The following is a 24118-nucleotide window of genomic DNA, read 5'->3' as shown; positions in this document are numbered from 1 at the left end:
CCTCCGTGGTTACGCAAGCTGCCTCCTCCGGGCCTGCCGCTGCGCCCGCCGGCCGCAAACTGCTCCGCATCGAGGCGCGCAACGCCGAGACCCCGATCGAGCGCAAGCCCAAATGGATTCGCACCCGCGCCACCATGGGCCCGGAGTATTCCGAGCTCAAGGGCCTGGTGAAACGCGAAGGGCTGCACACGGTCTGCGAAGAAGCGGGCTGTCCCAATATTTTCGAATGCTGGGAGGACCGCGAGGCCACCTTCCTCATCGGCGGTGAACAGTGCACCCGCCGCTGCGATTTCTGCCAGATCGACACCGGTAAGCCCGCCGCGCTGGACCGCGACGAGCCGCGGCGCGTGGCCGAGAGCGTGCAGGCCATGGGGCTGCGCTACTCCACCATTACCGGTGTGGCCCGCGACGACCTCGAGGACGGCGGCGCCTGGCTCTACGCCGAGACGGTGCGCGCCATCAAGCGGCTCAACCCGAATACCGGCGTCGAGCTGCTCATCCCCGACTTCAACGCTGTGCCCGAGCAGCTGGCCGAGGTGTTCTCCTCGCGGCCGGAGGTCCTCGCGCACAATGTCGAGACGGTGCCGCGCATCTTCAAGCGCATCCGCCCGGCCTTCCGCTACGAGCGCTCGCTCGAGGTGATCACCGCGGCCCGCGCGGACGGGCTGGTCACCAAGTCCAACCTCATTCTCGGCATGGGCGAGACCCCCGAGGAAGTCACCCAGGCCATGCGCGATCTGCACGAGGCGGGCTGCGACATCCTGACCATCACGCAGTACCTGCGGCCCTCGCCGCTGCACCATCCGGTGGATCGCTGGGTCAAGCCCGAGGAGTTCGTCGAGCATTCGCGCGCCGCCGAGGAGATGGGCTTCGCCGGTGTCATGGCGGGTCCGCTGGTGCGTTCCTCCTACCGCGCGGGTCGCCTCTACGCGCAGGCCATGCGCCACCACGGCCGCGAAATCGCGCCGGAGATGGCGCATCTCGCCAAGGAGGGCACCGCCTCGCAGGAAGCCACCAGCGTGCTCGCGCGCTTCGGTTCGTAACCGGCGCAGAACAATATATTTCGCCCCGGGCGCGCACGCGCCCGGGGCGTTTTCTGTCCGCCCGGTGACGAACGGAGAACACGCCGACGGTATGCCGGTTAACGCCATCTGGCCGGAATCGTGGACGCGATCGGCCCGGCGGTGGCAAGCTCGAGGGACGGCATCAATCGACCCCGGAGCGAGCCAGATGGTCGAGAGGACGAGTGCGCCGAGCGGCGCCAACGGCAGGGCAATCACGGCCGAACGGCCGGACGACATACGCAATGTGGTGCTCGTCGGGCACAGCGGATCGGGGAAGACCACATTGGTGGAAGCCCTCGCCGTGGCGACCGGAGCGGTGCCCAGAGCGGGCAGAGTCGAGGACGGCACGTGCGTGTCGGACTACGACGATATCGAGCAGCGACAACATCGGTCCGTACAGCTTTCGGTGGTGCCGATGCGGTGGGATCAGATAAAGGTCAACCTACTCGACACCCCCGGCTATGCGGATTTCGTCGGGGAACTCAGGGCCGGTCTGCGGGCAGCGGATGCGGCCCTTTTCGTGCTCTCCGCCGCGGCGGGCGTCGAGGGGGTGAACGGGGCGACGCTGGCGCTGTGGGAGGAATGCGCCATGGTCGGCATGCCGCGCGCCATCGTGCTCACCCACTTGGACACCGCGCGCGCCGATTTCGAGGACATGACCGATACCTGCCGGGAGATTCTGGGCTGCGGGCGGACGGAAAGCATGCCGCCGCTACATCTTACGGTGTACGGGCCGAAGAGCGCCGACGGGCACCGGCCGGTCACCGGGCTCATCGATCTGCTGACCCAGCACGTGTACGACTATTCCGCCGGTGAGCACACCGAGACGCCCGCCTCCGACGAGCAGCTGGAATTGATGGCGGAGGCGCGCAACCGGCTCATCGAGGGCATCATCGCCGAGAGCGAGGACGAGACCCTCATGGACCGCTACATCGGCGGCGAGGAGATCGATCTCGCCACGCTGGAGACGGATCTGGAAAAGGCCGTCGCCCGCGGCAGTTTCCATCCGGTGCTCATTGCCGCGCCGCCGCCCGAGGGCGCGAAACAGGGGCTGGGGACCATCGAGATCCTGGATCTCATCGCGCGCGGATTCCCCACTCCCGCCGAGCATCCGCTGGCGGCCACCGGCGCTACGGGCAAGTCCGCTCCCCTGGTCTGTGATCCCAAGGCCCCCTTGGCCGCCGAGGTCATTCGCACCGCCTCCGATCCGTATGTCGGGCGGGTGTCGCTGGTGCGGGTCTTCTCCGGCACCCTGCACGCCGACGACACCGTGCACGTGTGCGGGCACGGCCCCACCGAGACCGTCAATCACGATGCCGACGAGCGCATCGGCGCGGTGACCGCGCCATTCGGCAAACAGCAGCGCCCGCTGGGCGAGGCCATTGCGGGCGATATTGTCTACGTCATCAAACTGTCCCGCGCCGAGACCGGGGACACGCTGTCCGCCAAGGATTCTCCGCTGCTCATCGAGCCGTGGTCCATGCCGGATCCGCTCTTACCGGTCACCATCAAGGCGCACGGCAAGGCCGACGAGGACAAGCTCTCGCAGAGCCTGGCCCGCCTGGTCGCCGAGGATCCGACCGTGCGCCTGGAACAGAATCCGGACACCCACCAGCTGGTGCTGTGGTGCCTGGGCGAAGCGCACCGCGACGTCGCCCTGGAGCGCCTCCGCTCACGCTTCGGCGTCCAGGTCGACGTCATCGATCACAAGGTGGCGTTGCGAGAAACCTTCGCCACCCCGGCATCCGGCCGCGGACGGCATGTGAAGCAGTCCGGTGGTCACGGCCAGTACGCCATTTGTGAGATCGAGATCTGGCCCCTACCGGAGGGGTCGGGCATCGAGTTCGTGGACAAGGTGGTCGGCGGGGTCGTCCCGCGTCAGTTCATACCCTCTGTGGAGAAAGGAGTTCGCGCACAAGCCTTGCGTGGCTTGGTCGCCGGCTACCCCTTGGTCGACGTCCGCGTCACGCTCTTCGACGGGAAGGCGCACTCGGTGGATTCCTCCGATGCCGCCTTCCAGATGGCGGGTGGTCTGGCCCTGCGCGAGGCGGCGGCCGCCGCCCGCCTCAGCCTGCTGGAGCCCATTGCCGAGGTCCGGGTCCTGGTCGCCGACAGTTATGTCGGCCCCGTCCTCGGCGATCTGTCCAGCCGCCGCGGCCGCGTCCTGGGCACGGAGCCGATCGGCCTGGGCCGCACCAGTATCCGGGCCGAGGTCCCGGAACTCGAGTTGAGCCGCTACGCCGTGGACCTCCGCAGCTTGGCCCACGGTGCAGCGACGTTCACCCGCACCTATGTGCGGCACGAAGCCATGCCGCCGCAACTGGCGGACAGCATTCGCGAGAAGTCGAAGACCTCGAGCTGACTACTCGCAGGCGACGCCGTCGCCATCGCGATCGAGGGCGGGGCGATAGCCTTCCTCGCCCTTCAGGATCGGGGCGGCGCCCGCGGCGCGGGCCTCGGAGCAGTTCTTGTAGTAGACGTCGGCGGCGGCGCTCGGGGCGCCCAGCACGGTGGCGGCCGCAATGGCCGCGACGACGCCGAATCCGGTCACGATCTTCTTCATTCCGTGCACTGTCTCGCGCTTCACGGGATTGCGAATCGGCCGACGGATAGGTCGGCGAATCGGCCGGTGGACCCTGAGATGAACGCCACATCGCCGAGAGCGGACGGGCAGATATGGTCCCGTCGCCGACTCGCCGGTACCCGGCCACTATCCTGTTGCCATGGCAGCAGGCAAGGGCGGTAAGCCGTCGAAGGAAGCGAAGGCCGCGGCGAAGGCGGCGCGCAAGCAGGCGTCGAAGGAGCGCCGCCAGCAACTCTGGCAGGCGTTCCAGATGCAGCGCAAGGAAGACAAGGCGCTGCTGCCGCTGATGATCGGCGCGTTCGTCGGCGTGACGGCGCTCTTCCTGGTGATCGGATTCGTCTTCGGACTGCAGTGGTTCCTGCTGCCGATCGGTCTGCTGCTGGGTGCGCTGGCCGCGTTCATCATCTTCGGACGCCGCGTGCAGAAGAATGTGTACGCCAAGGCGGAGGGCCAGGCAGGCGCGGCCGCCTGGGTGCTCGACAATCTCCAGGGCAAGTGGCGCGTCACCCCGGGCGTCGCCGCCACCACCCAGCTCCACGCCGTGCACCGCGTGGTCGGGCTGCCGGGTGTGGTGCTGGTGGCCGAGGGTTCCCCGCAGCGGGTGAAGTCGCTGCTGGCGCAGGAGAAGAAGAAGGTCGCGCGGCTGGTCGGCGATACCCCGATCTACGACGTGATCATCGGCACCGAGAAGGATCAGGTGCCGATCAAGGATCTGCAGCGCTACCTGACCAAGCTGCCGCGCAATATCGACGCCAAGCGGATGGACCTCATCGAGGGTCGGCTCTCCGCGCTGGCGACGCGCGGCGGTCCGGCGCTGCCCAAGGGTCCGCTGCCCGCGGGCGCCAAGATGAAGGGTGTGCAGCGCACCATTCGCCGCCGCTGAAAAACGTTCTCCCGAGGCCCGCGTCCACTGGACGCGGGCCTCTTTCGTTGTGCGCGAAAAAAATTCGAGCGGATGGGAACAAACCCGCCGTCTCTAACCTTCTATCTGTCATTAGCCGGTTAGACAGCTGATCGGCGCGATGACAGGACGAAGCCATGACCGTGCACCACCACACCGTGACGATCCAGGGCCAGCAGGTCTTCTACCGCGAGGCCGGTGACCCGGCGAACCCGGCGCTGGTGCTCCTGCACGGATTCCCCACCAGCTCGGCCATGTTCCGCAATCTGCTGCGCGATCTGGGCGAGCACTACCACCTCATCGCCCCGGACCACATCGGATTCGGGCAGTCGGCCATGCCGCGCGTCGACGAATTCGATTACACCTTCGACAGACTCACCGAGATCACCGCCGAACTGCTCGACACCCTGGGCCTGGACCGCTTCGCCCTCTACATCCAGGACTACGGCGCGCCCATCGGTCTGCGCATCGCCGCCCGTAATCCGGAGCGCGTCACCGCGATCATCACGCAGAGCGGCAATGCGTACATGGAAGGCTTCACGCCGTTCTGGGAGTTGCTGTTCGCGCATGCCGAGGACCACGTCACCCACGAGCCCGCGGCCCGCAAGCTGCTCGAACTCGACGCCACGACATGGCAGTACACGCACGGCGTTCCGGCCGACCGCCTGCCGCTCGTCAGCCCCGACACCTGGACCCTCGATCAGGCCTATCTGGATCGCCCCGGCAACAAGGAGATTCAGCTGAAGCTGTTCCGCGACTACAAGTACAACCTCGACCACTACCCGGTCTTCCAGAAGTACTTCGCCGAGCACCGCCCGCCGGTCCTCATCACCTGGGGCGAGCACGACGAGATCTTCGGCGCCGACGGCGCCCGCGCCTACCTGCGCGACCTGCCCGACGCCGAACTGCATCTACTCGATGCGGGCCACTTCGCCCTGGAGACCCACGGAACCGAAATCGCCGCCCTCATCCGCGATTTCCTGAGCCGCAAGGTCAGCTGATCCGGTCGCCTCGTCATGACCGGATGCCGAGCAACCAGCCGATCCGGTCATAGGCGAGCACGTGGTAGATCACGAGAATCGCCGCGGACACCAACGCCCACCGCGGCAACCCCGCCGCCCACAGCGCGGCCGCCCCACCCCCGAGCACGAGAATCTCCACCAGCAGGCGCACCGGCCCGTTCACGGCGACGGCGGCCTCACCATTCCGGCTCGGATCCCCTGGCACCGCGAAAACACCCCACGCCGTCGCCGCCAGAAACGGCAGCAGCACAACGAGAACGAACTTCCACGGCGAATCGAACGCCCGCCACCCCAGCGCGGCAAACGACCCGAGCGCCACCAGCTCGAGCACGAACCGAACACCGAGCATCACAGGATTGAGCGACATGGGTCGCAGCCTAGCTGCGAATGCGAAACACCACCGACCGGGAACTGGTGGCGGCGACACGCGGGAGTGTGCGTCGGGCGGGGCCGACTTCCGCCCAGCCGCTCAGCCCTCGGACGACGGAAGGCAGAGCGAGGCGCCGGGGCCGAAATCGAGCCAGCGGCCGGACGGCGTGCTCGTCAGCCGGAGCACCACAGCCGAGCAGTGGGGGCAGCGGGCGACCGTGCCCGGGCAGCGGACTTAGACGAGGGCGCGGGCCAGGGGTTCGATGACTCCGCATGCGCCACAGCGGCATCCGCAGCCGGTGAGGTCTGCGGCGAAGATTCCGGACAGGGTCCCGGCGATGGCATTGCCGTCGAGGTAGTACTGCTCGTGGGTGCCGCTGGTATAGCTGTATTGGGTCGGCATTGTCATTTCCCTGTCGGTCCGAAGCGTTCGGTTTTGATCATGGCCGGATCGTGCCCGGCGGAAACCAGTGCGGTAGCGGCGAACTCGACGAAGGGAGTCGGACCGCACACATAGGAGGTGGTGTCGGGGCCCGGCGGCAGCGCGAGAGCGGCGATCTCCGCGGCGGTGAGCCGACCAGCGGGTCTTGCGAAACCGGCAGGGATGCTGCGGGTGTAGGCGAGGAACAGATCGACACCCGACTCGATCCGGACCAGCCCATCGCCCGAGCTCGTCCGGTCGACCCGCTCGGCGGTGTGCTGCTTCTCGTCCACGAGCAATTCGTCGCGGTAGTAGAGGTCGTCCGGGTCGCGCATCGAGTACAGGAGGCGGAATCTGCTGGTGTTCGCGGACTTTCGGCGGGCGCGGAGCATGGCAGCGAGTGGGACGATGCCGGAGCCGCCCGCTATCAGGACTGCGTGGCCGTCGGATTCCGGATTCCAGACGAACCAGCCGCCGATGGGGCCGCGGACTTCTATCAGGGCGCCGATGGGGTAGTGGTCGACCAGGTAGCCGGAGACTTCGCCGTCGGGGACGCGTTGGATGGTGATCTCGACGGTGTCGCCGTTCGCGGGGGCCGACAGGGAGTAGCTGCGGGCGGCGCGGTAGCCGTCGGGGGCGGTGAGGCGAACGTCGAGGTGCTGGCCGGGGAGGTGGCCGGGCCAGCCGGGGACGCGGAGGGTGAGGGTGCGAGCGGAAGGGGTTTCGGGGTGGGCCGTGAGGAGTTCGGCGGGCTGCCAGCGCATCAGTCGCCCTGGTAGCGCTGTTCGCGCCACGGGTCACCGTAGCTGTGGTAACCGGCGGTTTCCCAGAATCCGGGTTCGTCCTGATCGAGGAGTTGGATGCTCTTGACCCACTTGGCGGATTTCCAGAGATACAGGTGCGGGATCAGCAGGCGGGCCGGACCACCGTGTTCGGGATGCAGGTCCTGGCCGCCGTAGGTGTGCACGATCCAGGCGCGGCCGTCGAGCAGATCCTCGAGGGGCAGGTTGGTGGTGTAGCCGCCGTAACTGGTGACGTAGGCGAATTCGGCTTGGGTTTCGACGTTTTCGAGCAGTGTGTCGAAGGCGACGCCCTGCCAGTCGGTGTCGAGTTTGGACCAGCGGGTCACGCAGTGGATGTCGACCCGGGGTTTGGCCTGCGGCAGCGACATGAATTGCGGCCAGCTCCAGGTGTATTGGCGGCCGAGCTCATTGGTGATGCTGAACTGCCAGCGGTTCAGGTCGATGCGCGGAGTGGGACCGGCGGACAGGACCGGGAAGTCGTCGGTCAGGTATTGGCCCGGCGGCGTCCGATCACTGCGCGGACGCGGACGTCCCTGAAAGCCGGGCGAGAAGATGCTCATGCGATCGCTCCTCCGGAGAACGGCGGGTCACTGCATGGATCCGGACCACTGCGCTGGAGTCAGCGTACGCCCGTCATACGGGAAAACCGCTCAGCCCGCGTACTTGCCGAGGAATCGCACCGCATCCGGAGTGATGGTGCGCCAGTACTCCTCGGTGTGGCCGCCGGGCGTCACCAGCCCGACCTCGGGGCGCGCATTGGCGATGAACTGGCGGCCGCCCTCGACGAACTTGTCGCGGTCGCCGACCCACAGGGCGATCGGGGACGGGCCGAGCTTGTCGATATTGCGCAGCGGGTCCAGGGCGGCCCATTCGTCGGCATTGTCGAAGGCATTGCGCTTGCGCAATGCCTTCGACCACGAGGTGATCAGGCCGGGCGAGATGGTGGCGATGGCCTTGGCGGGACGGCCGCGTTCGGTCCGGCGCCGCGAATACAGCAGGGCGCCGAAGCCGCCCGTGGAGGTGCCGGTGCAGGCGAACGGTTCGCCGCCCGGACCGCCGAGCCCGCGTTCGGTGAGCCAGCGCGGGGCGTCGTCGAGCAGCATGCGCATCGGATCGTCACCGCTGTGGTGTTCGTGCCAGTAGGTGTCGCCGCCGTCGATGGCCATGAATCCGAAGGCGGGCACCAGGCGGGCCGCGACCATGGCGGCCAGGACGCCGCCCAGGTCGCCGACGGCCGCCTCGTGGGCATTGCCATGCAAGCCGTGCAGCAGCAGCGACATGGGCAGGCCCTCGGTGCGCACACCGGGCGGCAGGATGGTGACGACGTTCACCGCCCGCCCGCGCGCGGGCGAGTGCAATCGCTCGGCCCGGATGATCGGCGCGATGCCGAGCAGCGTCGCTCCCGGCCCGTCCGAAATATGTCCGGCGTGCAGCACCCGCCGCACGCCCTCGCCACCCGGTTCGGCGTTCACGCCCGCGCTCACCGCCGCTCCGGCCGCGGCCAGACCCAGCAGCCCCGTGGATGCGAACAGTGACCGCCGGCTGATTCCGCGCGCGGCAGTCCGATAGTTCTCACCCATTGATCCTCCAACAGCACAGCAACAGCTATCTGCCGTGGCCCGAGCTCAGCGCCTCGGCCACGGCAGATCGCCGCCACGATACCTAGCGAAGGCAACATGGGGTGAACATTCGGCTAAGGGTGATTTCTATCGGCTGTAGACCAGCGCGGTGCCGGTGGCGCGGTCGTGCATACCGCGGCCGTCGGCATCGGTGAACAGGGCTGGAACCACGAACAGCAGGATGACTTGCCGGGCCAGGGCCCGGACGAATCCGACGGGCGCGGCGGCGTCGACGCGCAGGACACGGAGCTTGAGGAAGTACTGGCCGGGGGTGAATCCGAACAGGGTAACCGCCGCGACGCCGATGGCGAACCAGACCAGCAGTGTCGGCGTCGACAGCGAGCCGACTGCCACGACCCAGTCCGGCGGGGGCGCCTCACCTGCGGGGATGTCCATCTTGGCAATCAGCTCATCGGCATTGGGCCGGACGATGAGGGCCGCCAGGCCCATGGCGATGAACCAGTCCACCAGTAGCGCAGGGACCCGGCGCACCATGGGCGCGAGGGCGCCCGCCCCGGATTTCGGCAGCCCCAGTTCCTTGCCCTGATAGTCGTCCGGGTCATTGCCGGAGTCGGCGTTGGGTCCGGACAGCCAGGAGCCGGTGATGCGTGCCATGACATCCACCTTATTCGGCGCGCCGACGGGCGGTGCGAGGCCCTCGCGATCCGGTCTCAGGCAATTTCCCAGCATCCGAGATAGCCGGAAAGGTGCCTGACGGTGAAAATTCTCACCGCGACGGGCCGGGGGAAGGTAAGACCCCTATCTTTTCGGCGTCTTAACGGCCTTGCAGCCGAGGTCGGTGGCAGGATGTCGGTGCTGGTCGAGCATCTTTCGATTACCGCGCCGGCTGTCTCGCGGACCCGCGAGCGCCGTCGGACCTGCGATCAGCGGTACGTGTAACACTGGCGAAACACAGTCTTGATTGTGGGGAAACTTCGCGTCCATACCGTCTGGTCGCGACGAACCCATGCAGTCACCACACTGGCTGGGAACCGATCCGTAAGGAGTACTACGTGGCATTCAGCACTGCCGACGAGGTCATCAAGTACATCAAGGAGGAGGACGTCGAATACGTCGACGTTCGTTTCACCGACCTCCCCGGTGTGCAGCAGCACTTCTCCATCCCGGCAAAGGCGTTCACCGCCGACCTCGCTGAGGAAGGCCTCGCGTTCGACGGCTCGTCCGTCCGCGGCTTCCAGTCGATCGACGAGTCGGACATGCTCCTGCTCCCCGACTTCAGCACCGCCCGGATCGATCCCTTCCGTGCCGCGAAGACCCTGAACCTGAACTTCTTCGTCCACGATCCGTTCACCCGTGAGGCCTACTCCCGCGACCCGCGCAATATCGCGCGCAAGGCGGAGGAGTACCTGCGTTCGACCGGTATCGCCGACACCTGCTACTTCGGCGCCGAGGCGGAGTTCTACATCTTCGACTCGATCCGCTACGACTCGGCCATGAACGGCGCCTTCTACGAGATCGAGTCGATCTCGGGCTCCTGGAACACCGGCGCCGAGTACAACCCGGACGGCACCCCGAACCGTGGCTACAAGGTTCGCAACAAGGGCGGTTACTTCCCCGTCGCCCCGTACGACCACTACGTCGACCTGCGCGACAAGATCTCGACCAACCTGCAGAACGCGGGCTTCGAGCTGGAGCGCGGCCACCACGAGGTCGGCACCGCCGGTCAGGCCGAGATCAACTACCGCTTCAACACCCTGCTGGGCGCGGCGGACGATCTGCAGCTGTTCAAGTACATCGTGAAGAACACCGCGTGGCAGGAGGGTAAGACCGTTACCTTCATGCCGAAGCCGCTGTTCGGCGACAATGGCTCGGGCATGCACGCCCACCAGTCGCTGTGGAAGGACGGCAAGCCGCTGTTCCACGACGAGGCCGGTTACGCGGGCCTGTCGGACATCGCGCGTCACTACATCGGCGGCATCCTGCACCACGCCCCGTCGCTGCTGGCGTTCACCAACCCGACCATCAACTCCTACCACCGTCTGGTGCCGGGCTACGAGGCCCCCATCAACCTGGTGTACTCGCAGCGCAACCGCTCGGCCGCCGTGCGTATCCCGGTCACCGGTAGCAACCCGAAGGCCAAGCGCATCGAGTTCCGCGCCCCGGACTCCTCGGGCAACCCGTACCTGGCCTTCGCCGCCATGCTGATGGCCGGTATCGACGGCATCAAGAAGAAGATCGAGCCCCTCGCCCCGGTCGACAAGGACCTCTACGAGCTCCCGCCCGAGGAGGCCAAGAACATCCCCCAGGCCCCCACCTCCCTCGCGTCGGTCATCGACCGCCTCGAGGCCGACCACGACTACCTCACCGAGGGCGGCGTGTTCACCGAGGACCTGATCGAGACCTGGATCGACATCAAGCGCACCCAGGAAATCGCGCCCGTCAACCTGCGTCCGCACCCCTACGAGTTCGAGCTCTACTTCGACGTGTAAATCGTTCGGAGGCAAGCCTTCTCGTGGAGCCCCCACTCGCTACGGCGAGTTGGGGGCTCCGCCCGTCTCAGCGGGCGGCGTGCAGTTCAATCGTGTGGCTGTCGAGGATCGCGACCGGTGATGTGGACGAGGAGTCCGGTCGATCGGGGTGGCGTGCCGATCGTGGAGCGCAGCGGATCAGGTGGGCCGGTGACCGGGGCGATATCGGCGAAGGCCGGTGACAGTGCGGCAGCCGAGCGAAGTCGTGCGTTGAAGCGATCGGTGAGATTGGCGAATCCGCCGATTCGGTCGGTACTGCGTTGAAAGCCATTGCGGGCCTGCAGCGCCAGCCCGGCGTCGCGGGTGGCGACCGCGTACAGCAGCAGCAGGTCGTGGGCGGCCAATCTCCGGTTGGGCTTGTCGATTGCGTCGGTGACACGCAGCAACTCGGCGAGTTGGTTGTCTACGAGTGCGGCCTTGCTGCTCGGCGACGAGCGCATCGACAAGCTTTGCAGCTGAATGGTTTCCGTGAGGCGTACCTCGAGAATGCGTCGTGCCCTGGTGAATTGGATTTCGAGGTTGTCGCCGTAGCGGTCGGCGATGGCTTCGGCCCGGGCGAGCGCCTTCTTGGCGGGGTTGAGGTCGTATCCGGCCAGCATTCGGGTATAGGCAAGCTGGGCGTAGGCGTTGTGCAGTGACTCCTCGTGTTCGTCTGTGTCGGTGCAGAAGTGCTGTGCGTGTCTGATTACCTCGGTGTAGCAGGCGATGGCGGCGTCATAGTGGCCGAACATCTGCAGGAGGTGGCCTCGTCCGCCGATTCCCATCCGGACGCGATAGTCCGCCACGCCCTGTGGGGCGAACCGCACGGCGTCGGCTTGTAGCGCCCGTGCGAAACGGAGCCCGGCGATATGTTCCGATTCCATGGCCGTGTGATAGCTCAGGTGCAGATAGCTCAGCCACGCTTCGGCTCCGGCGGCACTGACGTCGGGGACAAGTCGCCCGGCGTGCGCGAGCAGCATCGGCAATGCAGAGCGCTGTTGAGTCGCGATGGCCGAGTTCACGTTCGCGAGTGCGGACGTCGGGTCTTGTGCGAGTTCCAATCCGTGACAGGTGAGCAGGGTCGCCGGATCGCACGAGGGTCTTGCCGGTGTGGGAGGGTTGTTGGCCAGTGTGTTCAGCCAGCCGTACGTGCGCCCCGAATCGCGATATCGCTTGTCCTTGTCGCCGCGCAGATATCGGTCCTGCGCCGCGGCGGCATCGGATAAGCCGTTGCGACGCGCGAACTGTCGCACCGCATCCAGTCCACGGACGGTCTCGGCCACGGTGTGGCTGTCCGCGCGAGCGGCCTCGACCAACTCCACCAGGGAGACCGATCCCAGACCACAATCCTGTGGCCGCGCCCACTCCAGGAGCCGTGGCCGCACGGTTCGAAACAGCTGTGCGGTCTTGTCATCGACTCGATGAATACGGCGATGCAACTGCCGCGAAGACAACCCGTACTGGTCTGCCAACAGGCGTACGGCGGTGCGAATACCGCGCAGACCCGCGCTTTCCATCCACAGCGTCACGTCCTGGGCGGTGAGCCCCAGCGCTGACCGTTCACTCACGACAATCCACGCCAACCCGGCTCGCAACTGCGCCGGAGTCGCCCCCGCGACCACCGGATCCAGGATCGAGGGCAACTCCCCCGACCGTGAGCGGTAGGGCGACTCCTGGCCAGACCGCAATCGCGTCAGCAACCACTCTCGCAGCGCTCGGACATCCTCGGCGCTGAACGTCGGCTCCGATTCCGAAGCTGGCGCTACGGCCGGATCGCGGTCTGTCGACACCCTCGAGTATCGGTGGTTTACCCAACGTTGGACAACCGGGTTCCCGGCGATGTCGCGGTTTCGCGAAGTCCATACTCCGCCGCTCGTACGCCGATAACCACGCATGATTCCCTGACCTCGAAACAGACCTTCCCTTAGAGATTTCGGAGTCGACATGCACATGTGGGTCAATCTGGACGCACGGGTACAGATGCGCCTGGGGTTCGGGGTCGACATCGTCGGATACAGCAGCCGCCTCGTCCCCGAACGGGACGAGATCCAACAGCGGCTGGCCCGATTGGTGTCACAGGTGCTCGACGGTCTCGGTATCGACCTCGAGCAGACGGATTGGCAGGGCACCGGCGACGGTCTGTTCGTCTTTCTGCCGCTGGAGGTCGAGGTCCCCAAGGCGCTTGCCGCTTTGATGGGCGGTTGGCAGGAGCGGATTCACGCGGACAACCGCCGGTACCGCGATCGGATGCGACTGCGAGCCGCCGCGGCTATCGGCTTGTTCGGGCCCGGTGACCTCGGCTTCCACGGCGAGACCATCGTGGAGGTCAGCCGCCTGCTCGACAGCGCGGCTCTCCGCAACGCCGTGACCGAAAACCCGGACTCCGACCTGGAATTCATCATTTCCGACAGATTGTATCGCGATGTGGTCGAACCCGGCTATCAGCTCATGCGCTCATTCCGGTTCGAACAACGGGCTGTCCGTTACAAGACCTACGACAAGATCGGCTGGCTGTGGATCAAATGAAGGTCGTAGTGCCATGTCTCTGACCGACAGCGTAAGTAAGGGATTCGCTCACGGCGTGTTGATGTTTCGTGGCGGCATTTCGCGGCGATTCACTGAGGTGCAGGGTAATTCGAACCCTAAGGACCCATTGGGGTCACGTTCCGCGCTGCGATGGATCGGGCGCCGCCGAGGTGTCGCCGCCAGTCGCGATCCCCAGCCCGAACTGGCGAAGCCCCTGGACCTGGACGCGTCTTGGCGCACGCTGACGATAATGATCGACTGGATCAAACACGCTGAGACGAAGGCGGCGACGACGCTCGCCGCCGCGGGTGTGGTCGAGTTGGTCGTCTTCGCCTTGATCAAAGTGGCGTCGAACCCGGGAACGGTATTCGTGGTGGCCGTCTCGGTATCAGCGTGTTTGGTGGTGTTTGCCGGGATTTGCGCCGGTCTTGCCCTGCGACCGCGCCTGCGGGTGCCGCCGATTGGAACTAATCTGCTCTACTTTGCGGACATCGCGCGAATCTACCCCGAACAGGTCGGCGAATTCGCCGACGGGTTCACCGCTCTGGTCCAGGACCGTCGTGCACTGGCCGCCGCGGTCACCACACAGATTTGGGCAAATGCGCAGATCGCACATCGAAAATACCGGTGGAGCGGACTGGCGGTGACATTCTTGCTGCTGTCGCTGCCCACGCTGGCCCTAGCAGCCACGGCACTGGCCCTCGCCAACAATCAGCCCTAGCCCCACCCGCCACGTCGGGTGGGGCTCCGCCCGTTTCAGCTGGCGGCGTGCAGGACGGCGAGGTAGGCGAAGACCAGGGCGGGGCCGATGGTGGCGCCGGGGCCCGCGTAGGTGTGGGCCATGACGGGGGCGCTGGCGTTGCCTGCGGCGTAGAGGCCGTCGATGGGTGAATTGTCTTGGCGGAGGACTCGGCCGGTGACGTCTGTGGTGAGACCGCCCTTGGTACCCAGGTCGCCGGGGACGAGTTTCGCGGCGTAGTAGGGGGCCACTTCCAGGGCGCCCAGGTTGGGGTTGGGGTGTTGGCGGGGGTCGCCGTAGTAGCGGTCGTAGGCGCTTGCGCCGCGGTTGAAGTCGGTGTCGGTGCCGGTGTGGGCGAAGGTGTTGAAGCGGGTGATCGTGGCAGCCAGGCGGTCGGCGGGGACGGCGAGTTTGGTGGCCAGTTCGGCGAGGGTGGGGGCGCTGGTGAGGGCGCCGGATTTGAACCAGGCGCCGGGGAGGGGCTGGCGGGGTGGGAGGCCCGCGAAGGAGTAGCGGTTGCGGTAGCGCTGGTCGAAGATCAGCCAGGCGGGGAGGTTTTCGGCTGGGCCCGCGCCCTCGCCGTTTTCGCCGCCGTACATGCGGTGGGTGGCTTCCACGTAGGGGAGGGATTCGTTCATGAAGCGGTCGGCGCGGGCGTTGATAATGAGGCTGCCGGGGAGGTTGCGTTCGGAGAGGCAGAACCAGGGTTGGCGCGGGAGGGGGATGGAGGGGCCCCACCAGGCGTCGGGCATGAAGTCGACTGCGGCGCCCAGGGATTGGGCGAGTTGGATGCCGTCGCCGGTGTTGGCGGGGGCGCCTACGGTCCAGTCGGTGCCGATGGGTTCGCGCTGGTACCGCTTGCGCATGGCCTCGTTGTGCTCGAAGCCGCCGCTGGCGATGACGACGCCGCGGCGGGCGGTGACGAGGTGATCGACGCCGTTGCGCTGCACGACGACTCCGGTGACGCGGTCGCCGTCGGTGTGCAGGTCGACGAGCGGAGTGTCGAGCCACAGTGGGACATTCGCTTCCAGCAGACCGGCGCGGAGCATGGCGCTCAAGGCTTGGCCGCGGGCCAGCAGGTGTTGGCGCAGCAGTTGGCCTTTGAGCCAGCGACCGGCAATGCGCATGCCGCGGAAGGGCGCTCGGGGGTTGCGCAGGCCCAGATGGAGCTGGCGGAAGTCGGCCTGGGTGAGGGCGACATTCTTGGGCGACGGCGCGTAGTCGGGTTCCAGCGTGGCCAGTTCCGGGCCGAGGGCCTTGCCGTTGTAGATCCTCGGTTCGACCGAGCGGCCGTGGGCGCGGCCGCCGGGGGCTTCGGGGTAGTAGTCGGAATAGCCAGGCACCCACTGCAATCGCAGCGGGGAGTGGGTGAGCAGGAATTCGAGGGCTTCGGGACCGCGGTCGATGTAGGTGTTGATGCGGTCGACGTCACCGTATTCGCCGACGATGTGGGTGAGGTATTTGCGGGCGGCCTCGAGATCATCGGCCGGAGCCTCGCGGGCGAGGACGGAGTTGCCCGGAATCCACACGCCGCCGCCGGAGCGGGCCGTGGAACCGCCCCAGTGCGAGGACTTTTCGACAATGACGGTGGTCAGGCCGTGATGGGCGGCGGTCAGCGCCGCGGCCATACCGGCCGTGCCGGAGCCGACCACGACCAAGTCGAAACTGTCGGAGCTGATTGGCTGAGTGGGCATGTCGATCTCCGGATTCCGTTCATGAAGGTGTTGCCGCCCCGACCATTTCGGGTGGCGGAGCAGATGGTTGCGGCGGCCGGACGGAGCCTACGGCAGCGCTGCCGCCGACTCCCGGCCACGCGGTACGTCAAGCGCCGGTGCGCCAGCGATCGTCGAGCACCGCCGCCAGCGCGCCCTCGACGCACACCGCGAGCGAGGCCTCGCGCGGGTGCGGTGTGCGCAGCCATTGCAGGTAGCCGAATTCGGCGGCGGCCAGCATGAGGTGCACCAGAAGCCCCGGGTTGCTGTCGGTTTCCGGATCGCGGGACATGCGCCGCGCGACGAGCTCGACCAGGCGGGTGCGATGTTCGGGGGTGATGAGGGCGACACGGTCGAGCAGATGCGGCGCGGTGCGGAAGGCGGCGCGCCATTGTTCGAGCTCGTCGGAGGCGAGGGTGGTGGAGCGGGTCAGGATCGATTGGGCGAGAGCCACATCGGCGGGTTCGGCGACGGGACGCGCCTCGAGGAGCGGGGCGATGCCCGCACCGCCCTCGCGGACCGGATCGAGCAGAAGATCGTCCTTGCTACGGACGTGGCGGAAGTAGGTGCTCGGCGAGATGCCCGCCGCGGCCGCGATCTGTTCGGTGGTGACGGCGTCGAATCCCTTGTCCGCGAACAGATCGAAGGCCGCGTGCTGGATGTCGGCACGAATCTGACGTCGTTGCCGTTCACGAAGTGACACAGTGAGAGTATCTACAGACATGACAGAGACTGTCAACAACGGAGTAACACCCAGTCTCGTTCACCGGCCGGACCGTCCCGCTCAGCGACAGAAGCATCCCGTAACGTGGATCACACTCCTACTGTCCCGCGCATGAATTTCAATTCGCTCGTACGCGTTAAATTTTCGATAGTTTCCCTAACTGTTGCGGCCCTTGCGGTATGCGGAGTGGTTGCGACAATTCCGGTACCGACCGCGACCGCGGAACCGGTCATGACGGCGGCGACGAGGATCGAGTTGCAAGGTGCGGTGAATGTCCGCGATATCGGCGGCTATACGACATATAACGGCGCTCGGACGAAATCCGGCAAAGTCATACGATCGGATGCCCTGGGCAAGCTGACCGATGCCGATGTGGCGAAACTCGGAACTCTCCAGTTGCAGAAGGTGATCGATCTGCGCACGCCCGCCGAAGTGCAGGGCATGGGTTCGGATCGCTTGCCCGCGGGCGTCCCGCTGGTGACCCGCCCCATCGACGACACCGGCATGTTCGTGAAGATGTTCGAGGCCATTTCCTCCCGCGACCCGCAGAAACAGCAGGACCTGCTCAGCGACGGCAAGGCCGAGCAGATCATGGGCGATGTGTACCGCAGTTTCTTCACCGCGGATTCGCTCGGCAAATTCGGCCAGACCATCAGGGATATCGCGGATACGAATACCGTGACGCTGGTGCATTGCACGGCGGGCAAGGACCGGACGGGCTGGCTGACCTATGCGATGCTGCGCGCGGTGGGCGTCCCGGAATCGGTGGCGCGCCAGGACTATCTGCTGTCCAACCAGTACCGCCAGGCCGCCGACGCGGCGCTGCGTGATCAGTTGAAACAGGGCGGCATCATGCAGAATCCGGACCTGCTCATCCCCTTGCAGGAGGTCCGCGACGAGTACCTCGACATTGCCGTCGAGCAGGTGGAGCAGACCTTCGGCGACTTCGGGAGCTTCCTCACCGACGGCCTCGGCCTGGATCCCGGGACCATTCTGAAACTGCGGAAGAACCTGGTGCGCTGAGCGCGTGCGGTTCAGCCGAAGCCCGGGCGAGCGATGGGACCCAGAATGCTGAGGTCGAGATCGCCCGCGGCTTCGGTCCATCCGGTCGCATGGAGTTCGTCCGGCGAACCCACGCCGAGCGCGTCGTGCAGGCCGATGGCTGCCGAGCGGGCCAGTTCCATGAGGCTGCTGGCGGGCCGGGGCCAGAGCAGGGTGCGGCGCCAGTTCTCGATTTCCCGGTTCATGACCGGAGCCGTCCAGCCCAGCTCGCGTAATCGTTCGGCGGCGGATTCCGGAATCGGCTCGGCGAGATAGTAATTGCCGGTGAGCTCCGCGGAGAGCTTGATATCGAACTGCTGGAACTGCACATAGCGGTTACCCGTCGCGGCGATGACCACCGTCGCCCGGGAGGGCAATTCTGCGAGTAATCGGGCCAGTGCCTGCACGAACTTGTCCCATTCGGTTGTCACTGCCCACTCGCTCTGCCCCCGCACGATGCCCATCGACGCCGATCCTACGCCGTCGAATCACTTGGGTCACTGCATGTTCTGCGGCGCATACGCGCAAAACGGGAGCCGTGGCTGCGTCGACTGTGCAGCCGCGGCTCCCGGACTGTCCACTACCGCCGGACGGCGCCGAGGATTGCGGTCGGGGCATAACCGGCCAGCCGGGCATCCCGTTCCTCGCGCGTCGGAATACGGCGTACACCGAATTCCCGTGCCGCCCAACGCATCGCGTCGAGCACCGACGACGGTGTGGTGCGAACGACCGCAGACATTCCGCTCATTGCACTCTCCCAATTGCGATTTCACGACATCAGGCAGTCCATTCTTCCAAGTCCACGATGGTCCGGCCGTAAATCTCCCGTGAAAATTCGCGCACCGCCCCGGGCCCGCACCGCCCCGAGGGCTGTGACGGTTGCCACCGAGTCGATAGAATGAGATGATTCGAGCGTAACTCTCTCACCCTGTCGAGATCCTGCCCGTCAGGACCGTGATCAAAGGAGATCACCATGACCGCCGCCGTCGCGCCGATCGATCGTGCGCCCCGAGGAGCACGTCCGGAACGCCGCGCGTTCGGGCCCGGCAGCCGGATGTGGGAGGACACCGGACTCATCACCTTCTCGCTGACCGCGGGCTCGGCCTTCCTATTGCAGACCATGGAGCCGAGCATTGCGGCGGTGGTGGACGAGCACTCGGTCTTCCGCACCGACGCCATAGGCCGCGCCGCCCGCAGCATCGCCTCGGTCATGATGTGGATCTACGGCGGCGACGAGGCCCTCGCCGAGGCCGACCGTCTGCGCGCCATGCACGCCACCCTGAACTCCACCGATGCGCACGGCGTCAAACACCGCGCCCTGTCCTCCGGCCCCTGGGCGTGGGTGCTGCACACCGCCGTCTTCGCCTTCACCGAGGGCAACAAGTACTTCTCCAGCGAGAAACTCACCGAGGCCGAAATCGAGTCGTACTACCAGGAAGTCGTGCAGCTCATGCGCAATTTCTCGGTGGCGCCCAAGGAGATCCCCGCCACCTACGCCGACTGGCTGCCCTGGTTCGAGGACCAGCTGGAGAACCACCTCGTCCCCACGAATGTCGCCTACGACTACCTGAAGGCGGCCCGAACCCTGGCCCCGCCCAAGCAGATCCCCACTCCCCTGCACCCCCTCTGGCGCACCGCCGCCCGCCCCGTCGGCCGCCTGCAGCACTTCTTCACCATCGGCACCACCCCCGAGATCATTCGCGAAAAGCTCGGCATCGAGTGGACCGCCACCGACGAGCGCACCCTCCGCATCCTCGGCCGCCTGATCGGCCACACCGTCCCCCTCCTCCCCGAACGCATCCGCTACTTCCCCATCGCCTACGAGGCCCGCCGCCTCGAACGCGACCGCGCCCGCCTCCGCAAAGTAATCACTCTCCGCCCCCTCTGACCTCGCTTGCGGGTGTTACACCCCGGTTCCGGGGGCTGGCCTGCGGGGGCGATACCGACCAAGGTCACTATGGTGAGCATGCGGATGGTGTTGTGGCGGGCCCTGGTTGGTCTGTTGCTGGTGGTGGGGGCGGTGGCGGTGCCGGGGGAAGCGGCTGCTGAGGCGGGGTATCAGTGGCGGCAGGAGTACATCACGGCCGCGGATGGGACTCGGCTGCATGTGGATGTGCTGCGGCCGGAGGGTATCGCCGATGACGTGCGGACGCCGGTGATCATGACTGTCAGTCCGTATCGGGCGCATTTGGCTTATTTGAGCGATCCGCGGCTCAAAGGGGGGCCTTCGACGGAGAACCTCGAGGTGGGGATGTTCCTCGCGGCGGGGTACACGTTCGTGATCGTGGATCTGCGGGGGTTCGGCGGGTCCGACGGGTGCCCGGATTTCGGCGGGCCGGGTGAGCGGTCGGATGTGAAGACGGCCGTCGAGTGGGCGGCCGAGCAGCCGTGGTCGACGGGCAAGGTGGGGATGTTCGGGGTGTCCTATGAGGGCTGGACCGGGCTCATGGGGTTGTCCGAGAAGCCGAAGGGGCTGGCGGCGGTGGGGTCGTTCGAGCCGGTGGTGGATCCGTACGCCTATCTGCACATGCAGGGGGTGTCGTGGAAGTTCTCCGGGAAGCCGATCACCGAATACGGTGTGCGGCCGGGTGATTTCGCGGGGCTGGAGCATCTGCTCATCGCGACCACGCCCGCGCACTGGGCGGATTCCGCGGAGTACCGGGCGAATGCGATCAACTTCGATGCGAGCTGCTACTCGAAGTACCTGAGCGAGACCACCAATCATGATGGGAACTCCGCGTTCTGGCGGGACCGGGATCTGGTGGAGAAGCTGCGCGGGAATACGATTCCGCTGTTCCTGGGCCAGGGCTTCGTGGACTACAACACGCGCGCGGATCGCGTGTTCCAGGTGTGGAACGGGCTCGGGGCCGGTGAGCACAAGGCCTGGTTCGGGCAGTGGGGGCATCGGACCTGCCACACCAAGTGCGGCACACCGCATTTCGACACCGAGCTGCTGGCATTCTTCGATCGGCATGTGGCGGGCAAGGATGTGACGGTGCCGGGACCGCGCATCACGGTGAGTCAGTTCGACGGCGGATGGCGTTCCGAGCAGCAGTGGCCGCCCGCCGACAGCGGTGCGGTGACCGTCGATCTGCGCGCCGGGGAGTACATGGACCGCGGTCTGGTGCCCGGCGCCGATCGGGAGATCTGGACCGTCTCGCAGCCGCTGGAAGCGGATCAGCACATTTCCGGCGCCGCGTCGGCGACGCTGACCCTGGACAATCCCCCGCAGGCCGCCACGGTCACCGTCGAGGTGTACGACATCGCCCCGGACGGCCGAGCCACCAATATCACCCGCGGTATCGCGCCCGCGACGGCCACCACCCAGGTGCGGTTGCTGGCCCAGGACTGGCCGATCGCCGCGGGGCATCGCCTCGGATTCCGTATCACCGATGTGGTCGACGACGTCTGGTCGCACACTCCGGCCTTCGCCCGTGTCACCGTGACCTCGGCGCAGGTGCGGCTGCCGCTGCTGAGCGAGGTCCGGACTCCGGACCTGCAAGGCGGGCTCACCGAGGGCATTACCAAGTGGCGTGCGGAGCGGTCGACCACGCTGGCGCCGAATTTGATCGACAATGCAACAGTGACCGTCAACTTTCCGCCCCGGACCGGTGACCGATGACCCGAACCGCACCCGCCTCCCCCACGGTCGACGACGCCACCGCCGAACGCCTGGCCGCCGCCCTGCGCTGCGTGACCATCTCGCGCGAGAATCCGGCGGAGACCAACCTGGTCGAATTCGACCGTCTCGCCGAACATCTGGAGAGCTCGTTTCCACTGGTGCACACCCATCTGACCTGGGAGACCTTCGGTCACAGCAGGCTGTATCGGTGGGCAGGCACGCCGGACACCAGCAAGGTGGCGGCCATCCTGCTGGCGCATATGGACGTGGTGCCGGTGGACGATGAGGACGGCTGGACCCATCCGCCGTTCGCCGGGGCCGTGGACGACGAATTCGTCTGGGGGCGCGGGGCGATCGACGACAAGAGCCGGGTGCTGGCCATCCTGGAGGCCGTCGAATCGGCGCTGGCAGACGGCGTGCAGCCGGAGCGCACCATCTATCTCGCCTTCGGCCACGACGAGAAGGTCGTCCGCAATGGCGGCGCGGTGCGCATGGCCGAGCGGCTGCGGGAGACCGGGGTGCAGGCCGAGCTGCTGCTCGACGAGGGCGGGGTGATCACCCAGGGCGTTGCCGTCGGCATGGATCGCCCGGTGGCCACGATCATGGTGGGCGAGAAGGGTTTCGCGACGGTGCGGCTGGCGGTGACCGCGGTCGGCGGCCACTCCTCCATGCCCGGACGGCAGACCGCGGTGGGGCGGCTGGCGCGGGCCGTGGCGCGACTCCAGGACAATCCGTTCCCGCTGCGCCTGACCCCCGTGACGGTGGATATGGTCGCGCGCCTGCGGCAGTTCATGTCCGAGCCGCAGCGGACCCTGCTCGGCCTGGCGAAGGTGGCCGGACCCGCCGCCACCCGCATTCTGGCCATGCGCCCGCAGACCGAGGCCATGGTCCGCACCACCACCGCGCCGACCGTCATCCACGGCGGCGTGAAACAGAATGTGCTGCCGCAGCAGGCCGAGGCGTTCGTGAATTTCCGCATCCTGCCCGGTGATTCGGTCGCCGACGTGCTGGCCCACTGCCGTCGCGTGGTCCGCGACAAGCAGGTGAGCATCGAACTCCAGGGCGCCGCCTCCGAACCGTCGGCCGATCCGTCCGCCGGTCCCGCCTTCGACCTGGTCGCGGAGCTGGCGCGGGAGGTTGTCCCCGAGATCGCGGTCACCGTCGGCATCGTCCCCGGCGCCACCGACTCCCGCCACTACGACGACCTCGCCACCACCCGCTGCAATTTCGCCCCCATCATCCTCACCGCCGCCGACCTGGAACGCATCCACGGCACCGACGAACGCATCTCCCGCGCCAACTACGCCCGCCTCATCACCTTCAACCGCCGCCTCCTCGACCGCCTCGCCCACTCCTGACCGCGTCGGCGCTCTCGGCTCCGCGCCGACCACGATGCCTGCCGCCTGGGTCGGCTGGAGGGCCATGCATCGGTGGCGGCTCGCCTCGCGCCTCCGCCCGCCCCTCGACGACACGCCGGGCTGATGCGGTGGTGTACGCGCGTTCGGCGGGTGGGTGCGTGGTGTGCGGGCCGGTTGCGACCGGCGTGGGCGAGTCGGGCAGGAGTGCGCGAGAATGGCTCTGCAGTACGCGACAATTCGGGCATTCTCGTGCTCGGTGGCGCGATGACAGCGATCCCGACGAAAGGGTGCGACGATGACCCGCAGCGAGACCGGCGAGTTCCAGGGCAATGGGGGGCGCGTGTTCTGGCAGGCGTGGCTGCCCGACGGGGAGCCGCGGGCGGTGGCGGTGATCGTGCACGGGTATGCGGAGCATTCGGGGCGGTACGCGCATGTGGCGAAGCGGTTGAACGAGGCCGGGTTCGCGGTGTACGGGCTGGACCATATCGGGCACGGGCGGTCCGATGGCGGGGTGAATGCCAATATCGGGTCGGCGGACGCGGCGGCCGACAATGTGGCGACCATGTTGTCGACGGCGGCGGGGCGGCATCCGAGTGTGCCGAAGTTCCTGATCGCGCACAGCATGGGCGGGCTCATCACGGCGTATCTGGCTACGCGGGCACCCATCGACGTGACCGGAATCGCGCTGTCGGCACCGGCGATCGATATCGACGCGGGCAATGCCGTGCAGAAGCTGCTCGCGCCGCTGCTGTCACGGTTCACGCCGAATCTGCCCGTGGTGAAGCTCGATTCGACGCTGGTGAGCCGTGATCCCGAGGTGGTGCGCAAGTACGACTCGGATCCGTTGAACTATCACGGCGGCGCGCCCGCCCGCACCGCCACCGAGATGCTGAAGGCCGGTGATTTCGTCAAGGCGCACGCGGGCCAGTTGATCGTGCCGCTGCTGGTTCAGCAGGGCACCGCCGACGGGCTGGTGTCCACCAGGAGCAGCGATATCCTCGAGCAGCGCGCCGGGTCGAAGGACAAGACCGTGCTGCGCTACGACGGGCTCTATCACGAGATCTACAACGAGCCCGAGCAGGACAAGGTCATCACCGATCTCGTCAACTGGCTGGAGGCGCACCTCACCCAATAGGGGTGCGGTC

The 24118-nt window shown here is 66.9% G+C and carries 23 protein-coding genes and 1 pseudogene; 12 read left to right on the top strand and 12 right to left on the bottom strand.

From position 1 onward, the window contains the following. The first annotated feature begins 5 nt into the window (after positions 1–5). Complete coding sequence (gene lipA / locus NC4_RS22865; protein ID WP_067541628.1) at positions 6–1043, top strand: lipoyl synthase; 1038 nt, start codon at positions 6–8, stop codon at positions 1041–1043. Positions 1044–1230: 187 nt separating this feature from the next. Beyond that, on the top strand, positions 1231–3426 hold the full coding sequence (locus tag NC4_RS22860; protein WP_067541626.1) for an elongation factor G-like protein EF-G2: 2196 nt from the start codon (positions 1231–1233) through the stop codon (positions 3424–3426). On the opposite strand, the gene NC4_RS22855 is transcribed toward NC4_RS22860, so the two are convergent. Next, positions 3427–3627 (bottom strand): excalibur calcium-binding domain-containing protein, encoded by a 201-nt coding sequence (locus tag NC4_RS22855; RefSeq protein WP_067541624.1) that lies wholly within the window; start codon positions 3625–3627, stop codon positions 3427–3429. It lies immediately after the preceding gene. 160 nt (positions 3628–3787) lie between these two features. On the opposite strand from NC4_RS22855, the gene NC4_RS22850 reads away from it, so the two are divergent. Then, positions 3788–4531, top strand: a complete 744-nt coding sequence (locus NC4_RS22850) for a DUF4191 domain-containing protein (RefSeq protein WP_067541622.1) — start codon at positions 3788–3790, stop codon at positions 4529–4531. Between the two features lie 155 nt (positions 4532–4686). Continuing rightward, positions 4687–5550, top strand: a complete 864-nt coding sequence (locus NC4_RS22845; protein WP_067541620.1) for an alpha/beta fold hydrolase — start codon at positions 4687–4689, stop codon at positions 5548–5550. A gap of 13 nt (positions 5551–5563) precedes the next feature. Here NC4_RS22845 and NC4_RS22840 read toward each other — a convergent pair whose 3' ends face one another. From NC4_RS22840 to NC4_RS22815, 6 genes and pseudogenes are all read right to left on the bottom strand, one after another. After that, positions 5564–5938, bottom strand: a complete 375-nt coding sequence (locus NC4_RS22840) for a YrdB family protein (protein ID WP_067541618.1) — start codon at positions 5936–5938, stop codon at positions 5564–5566. A gap of 102 nt (positions 5939–6040) precedes the next feature. Then, positions 6041–6343, bottom strand: a pseudogene (locus tag NC4_RS43045) (DUF6510 family protein). Between the two features lie 2 nt (positions 6344–6345). Beyond that, on the bottom strand, positions 6346–7125 hold the full coding sequence (locus NC4_RS22830; RefSeq protein WP_067541616.1) for a ferredoxin reductase: 780 nt from the start codon (positions 7123–7125) through the stop codon (positions 6346–6348). Continuing rightward, on the bottom strand, positions 7125–7724 hold the full coding sequence (locus NC4_RS22825) for a sulfite oxidase-like oxidoreductase (protein WP_067541614.1): 600 nt from the start codon (positions 7722–7724) through the stop codon (positions 7125–7127). The genes NC4_RS22830 and NC4_RS22825 overlap by 1 nt, the downstream gene beginning before the upstream one ends. 90 nt (positions 7725–7814) lie before the next feature. Further along, entirely contained in the window at positions 7815–8744 is a 930-nt protein-coding gene (locus NC4_RS22820) for an alpha/beta hydrolase (RefSeq protein WP_067541612.1), read from the bottom strand. A 126-nt stretch (positions 8745–8870) separates the two neighbouring features. Beyond that, the gene (locus NC4_RS22815) at positions 8871–9398 is read right to left on the bottom strand and encodes an RDD family protein (RefSeq protein ID WP_067541772.1); all 528 of its coding nucleotides are present in this window, start codon (positions 9396–9398) and stop codon (positions 8871–8873) included. A gap of 398 nt (positions 9399–9796) precedes the next feature. On the opposite strand from NC4_RS22815, the gene glnA reads away from it, so the two are divergent. After that, positions 9797–11233: a type I glutamate--ammonia ligase gene (gene glnA, locus NC4_RS22810; RefSeq protein ID WP_067541610.1), complete on the top strand. Its 1437-nt coding sequence runs from the start codon at positions 9797–9799 to the stop codon at positions 11231–11233. 86 nt (positions 11234–11319) lie between these two features. Here glnA and NC4_RS22805 read toward each other — a convergent pair whose 3' ends face one another. After that, positions 11320–12819 (bottom strand): hypothetical protein, encoded by a 1500-nt coding sequence (locus NC4_RS22805; RefSeq protein ID WP_157555096.1) that lies wholly within the window; start codon positions 12817–12819, stop codon positions 11320–11322. Between the two features lie 376 nt (positions 12820–13195). Between NC4_RS22805 and NC4_RS22800 the strand changes: the two genes are divergently transcribed. After that, complete coding sequence (locus tag NC4_RS22800; RefSeq protein ID WP_067541606.1) at positions 13196–13777, top strand: hypothetical protein; 582 nt, start codon at positions 13196–13198, stop codon at positions 13775–13777. Positions 13778–13790: 13 nt separating this feature from the next. Continuing rightward, positions 13791–14498: a Pycsar system effector family protein gene (locus tag NC4_RS22795; protein ID WP_157555093.1), complete on the top strand. Its 708-nt coding sequence runs from the start codon at positions 13791–13793 to the stop codon at positions 14496–14498. 35 nt (positions 14499–14533) lie between these two features. On the opposite strand, the gene kstD is transcribed toward NC4_RS22795, so the two are convergent. Both kstD and NC4_RS22785 read right to left on the bottom strand, forming a co-directional pair. After that, positions 14534–16210, bottom strand: a complete 1677-nt coding sequence (gene kstD / locus NC4_RS22790; protein WP_067541602.1) for a 3-oxosteroid 1-dehydrogenase — start codon at positions 16208–16210, stop codon at positions 14534–14536. Positions 16211–16337: 127 nt separating this feature from the next. Then, positions 16338–16952, bottom strand: coding sequence for a TetR/AcrR family transcriptional regulator (locus NC4_RS22785; RefSeq protein ID WP_067541600.1), 615 nt, complete (start codon positions 16950–16952; stop codon positions 16338–16340). A gap of 231 nt (positions 16953–17183) precedes the next feature. Here NC4_RS22785 and NC4_RS22780 point away from each other — a divergent pair, with 231 nt between their 5' ends. Next, positions 17184–17975, top strand: coding sequence for a tyrosine-protein phosphatase (locus tag NC4_RS22780; RefSeq protein ID WP_218021268.1), 792 nt, complete (start codon positions 17184–17186; stop codon positions 17973–17975). Between the two features lie 11 nt (positions 17976–17986). On the opposite strand, the gene NC4_RS22775 is transcribed toward NC4_RS22780, so the two are convergent. After that, entirely contained in the window at positions 17987–18457 is a 471-nt protein-coding gene (locus NC4_RS22775) for a TY-Chap domain-containing protein (protein WP_067541596.1), read from the bottom strand. A gap of 116 nt (positions 18458–18573) precedes the next feature. Further along, positions 18574–18732, bottom strand: a complete 159-nt coding sequence (locus NC4_RS40460; RefSeq protein ID WP_157555090.1) for a hypothetical protein — start codon at positions 18730–18732, stop codon at positions 18574–18576. A gap of 234 nt (positions 18733–18966) precedes the next feature. Between NC4_RS40460 and NC4_RS22770 the strand changes: the two genes are divergently transcribed. The 4 genes from NC4_RS22770 to NC4_RS22755 all read left to right on the top strand — a co-directional run bounded on the left by NC4_RS22770 (position 18967) and on the right by NC4_RS22755 (position 24108). Next, on the top strand, positions 18967–19881 hold the full coding sequence (locus tag NC4_RS22770; RefSeq protein WP_067541594.1) for an oxygenase MpaB family protein: 915 nt from the start codon (positions 18967–18969) through the stop codon (positions 19879–19881). 78 nt (positions 19882–19959) lie between these two features. After that, entirely contained in the window at positions 19960–21615 is a 1656-nt protein-coding gene (locus NC4_RS22765) for a CocE/NonD family hydrolase (protein WP_245721851.1), read from the top strand. After that, on the top strand, positions 21612–22973 hold the full coding sequence (locus NC4_RS22760) for a M20/M25/M40 family metallo-hydrolase (protein WP_067541589.1): 1362 nt from the start codon (positions 21612–21614) through the stop codon (positions 22971–22973). The genes NC4_RS22765 and NC4_RS22760 overlap by 4 nt, the downstream gene beginning before the upstream one ends. Positions 22974–23268: 295 nt before the next feature. Then, on the top strand, positions 23269–24108 hold the full coding sequence (locus NC4_RS22755; protein ID WP_067541587.1) for an alpha/beta hydrolase: 840 nt from the start codon (positions 23269–23271) through the stop codon (positions 24106–24108). Positions 24109–24118: the final 10 nt, after the last annotated feature.

Source organism: Nocardia crassostreae, assembly GCF_001613405.1.
GTDB classification, from domain to species: domain Bacteria; phylum Actinomycetota; class Actinomycetes; order Mycobacteriales; family Mycobacteriaceae; genus Nocardia; species Nocardia crassostreae.
Note: the sequence above shows the minus strand (reverse complement) of the source record. Positions and strands in the feature narration are given on the sequence as shown.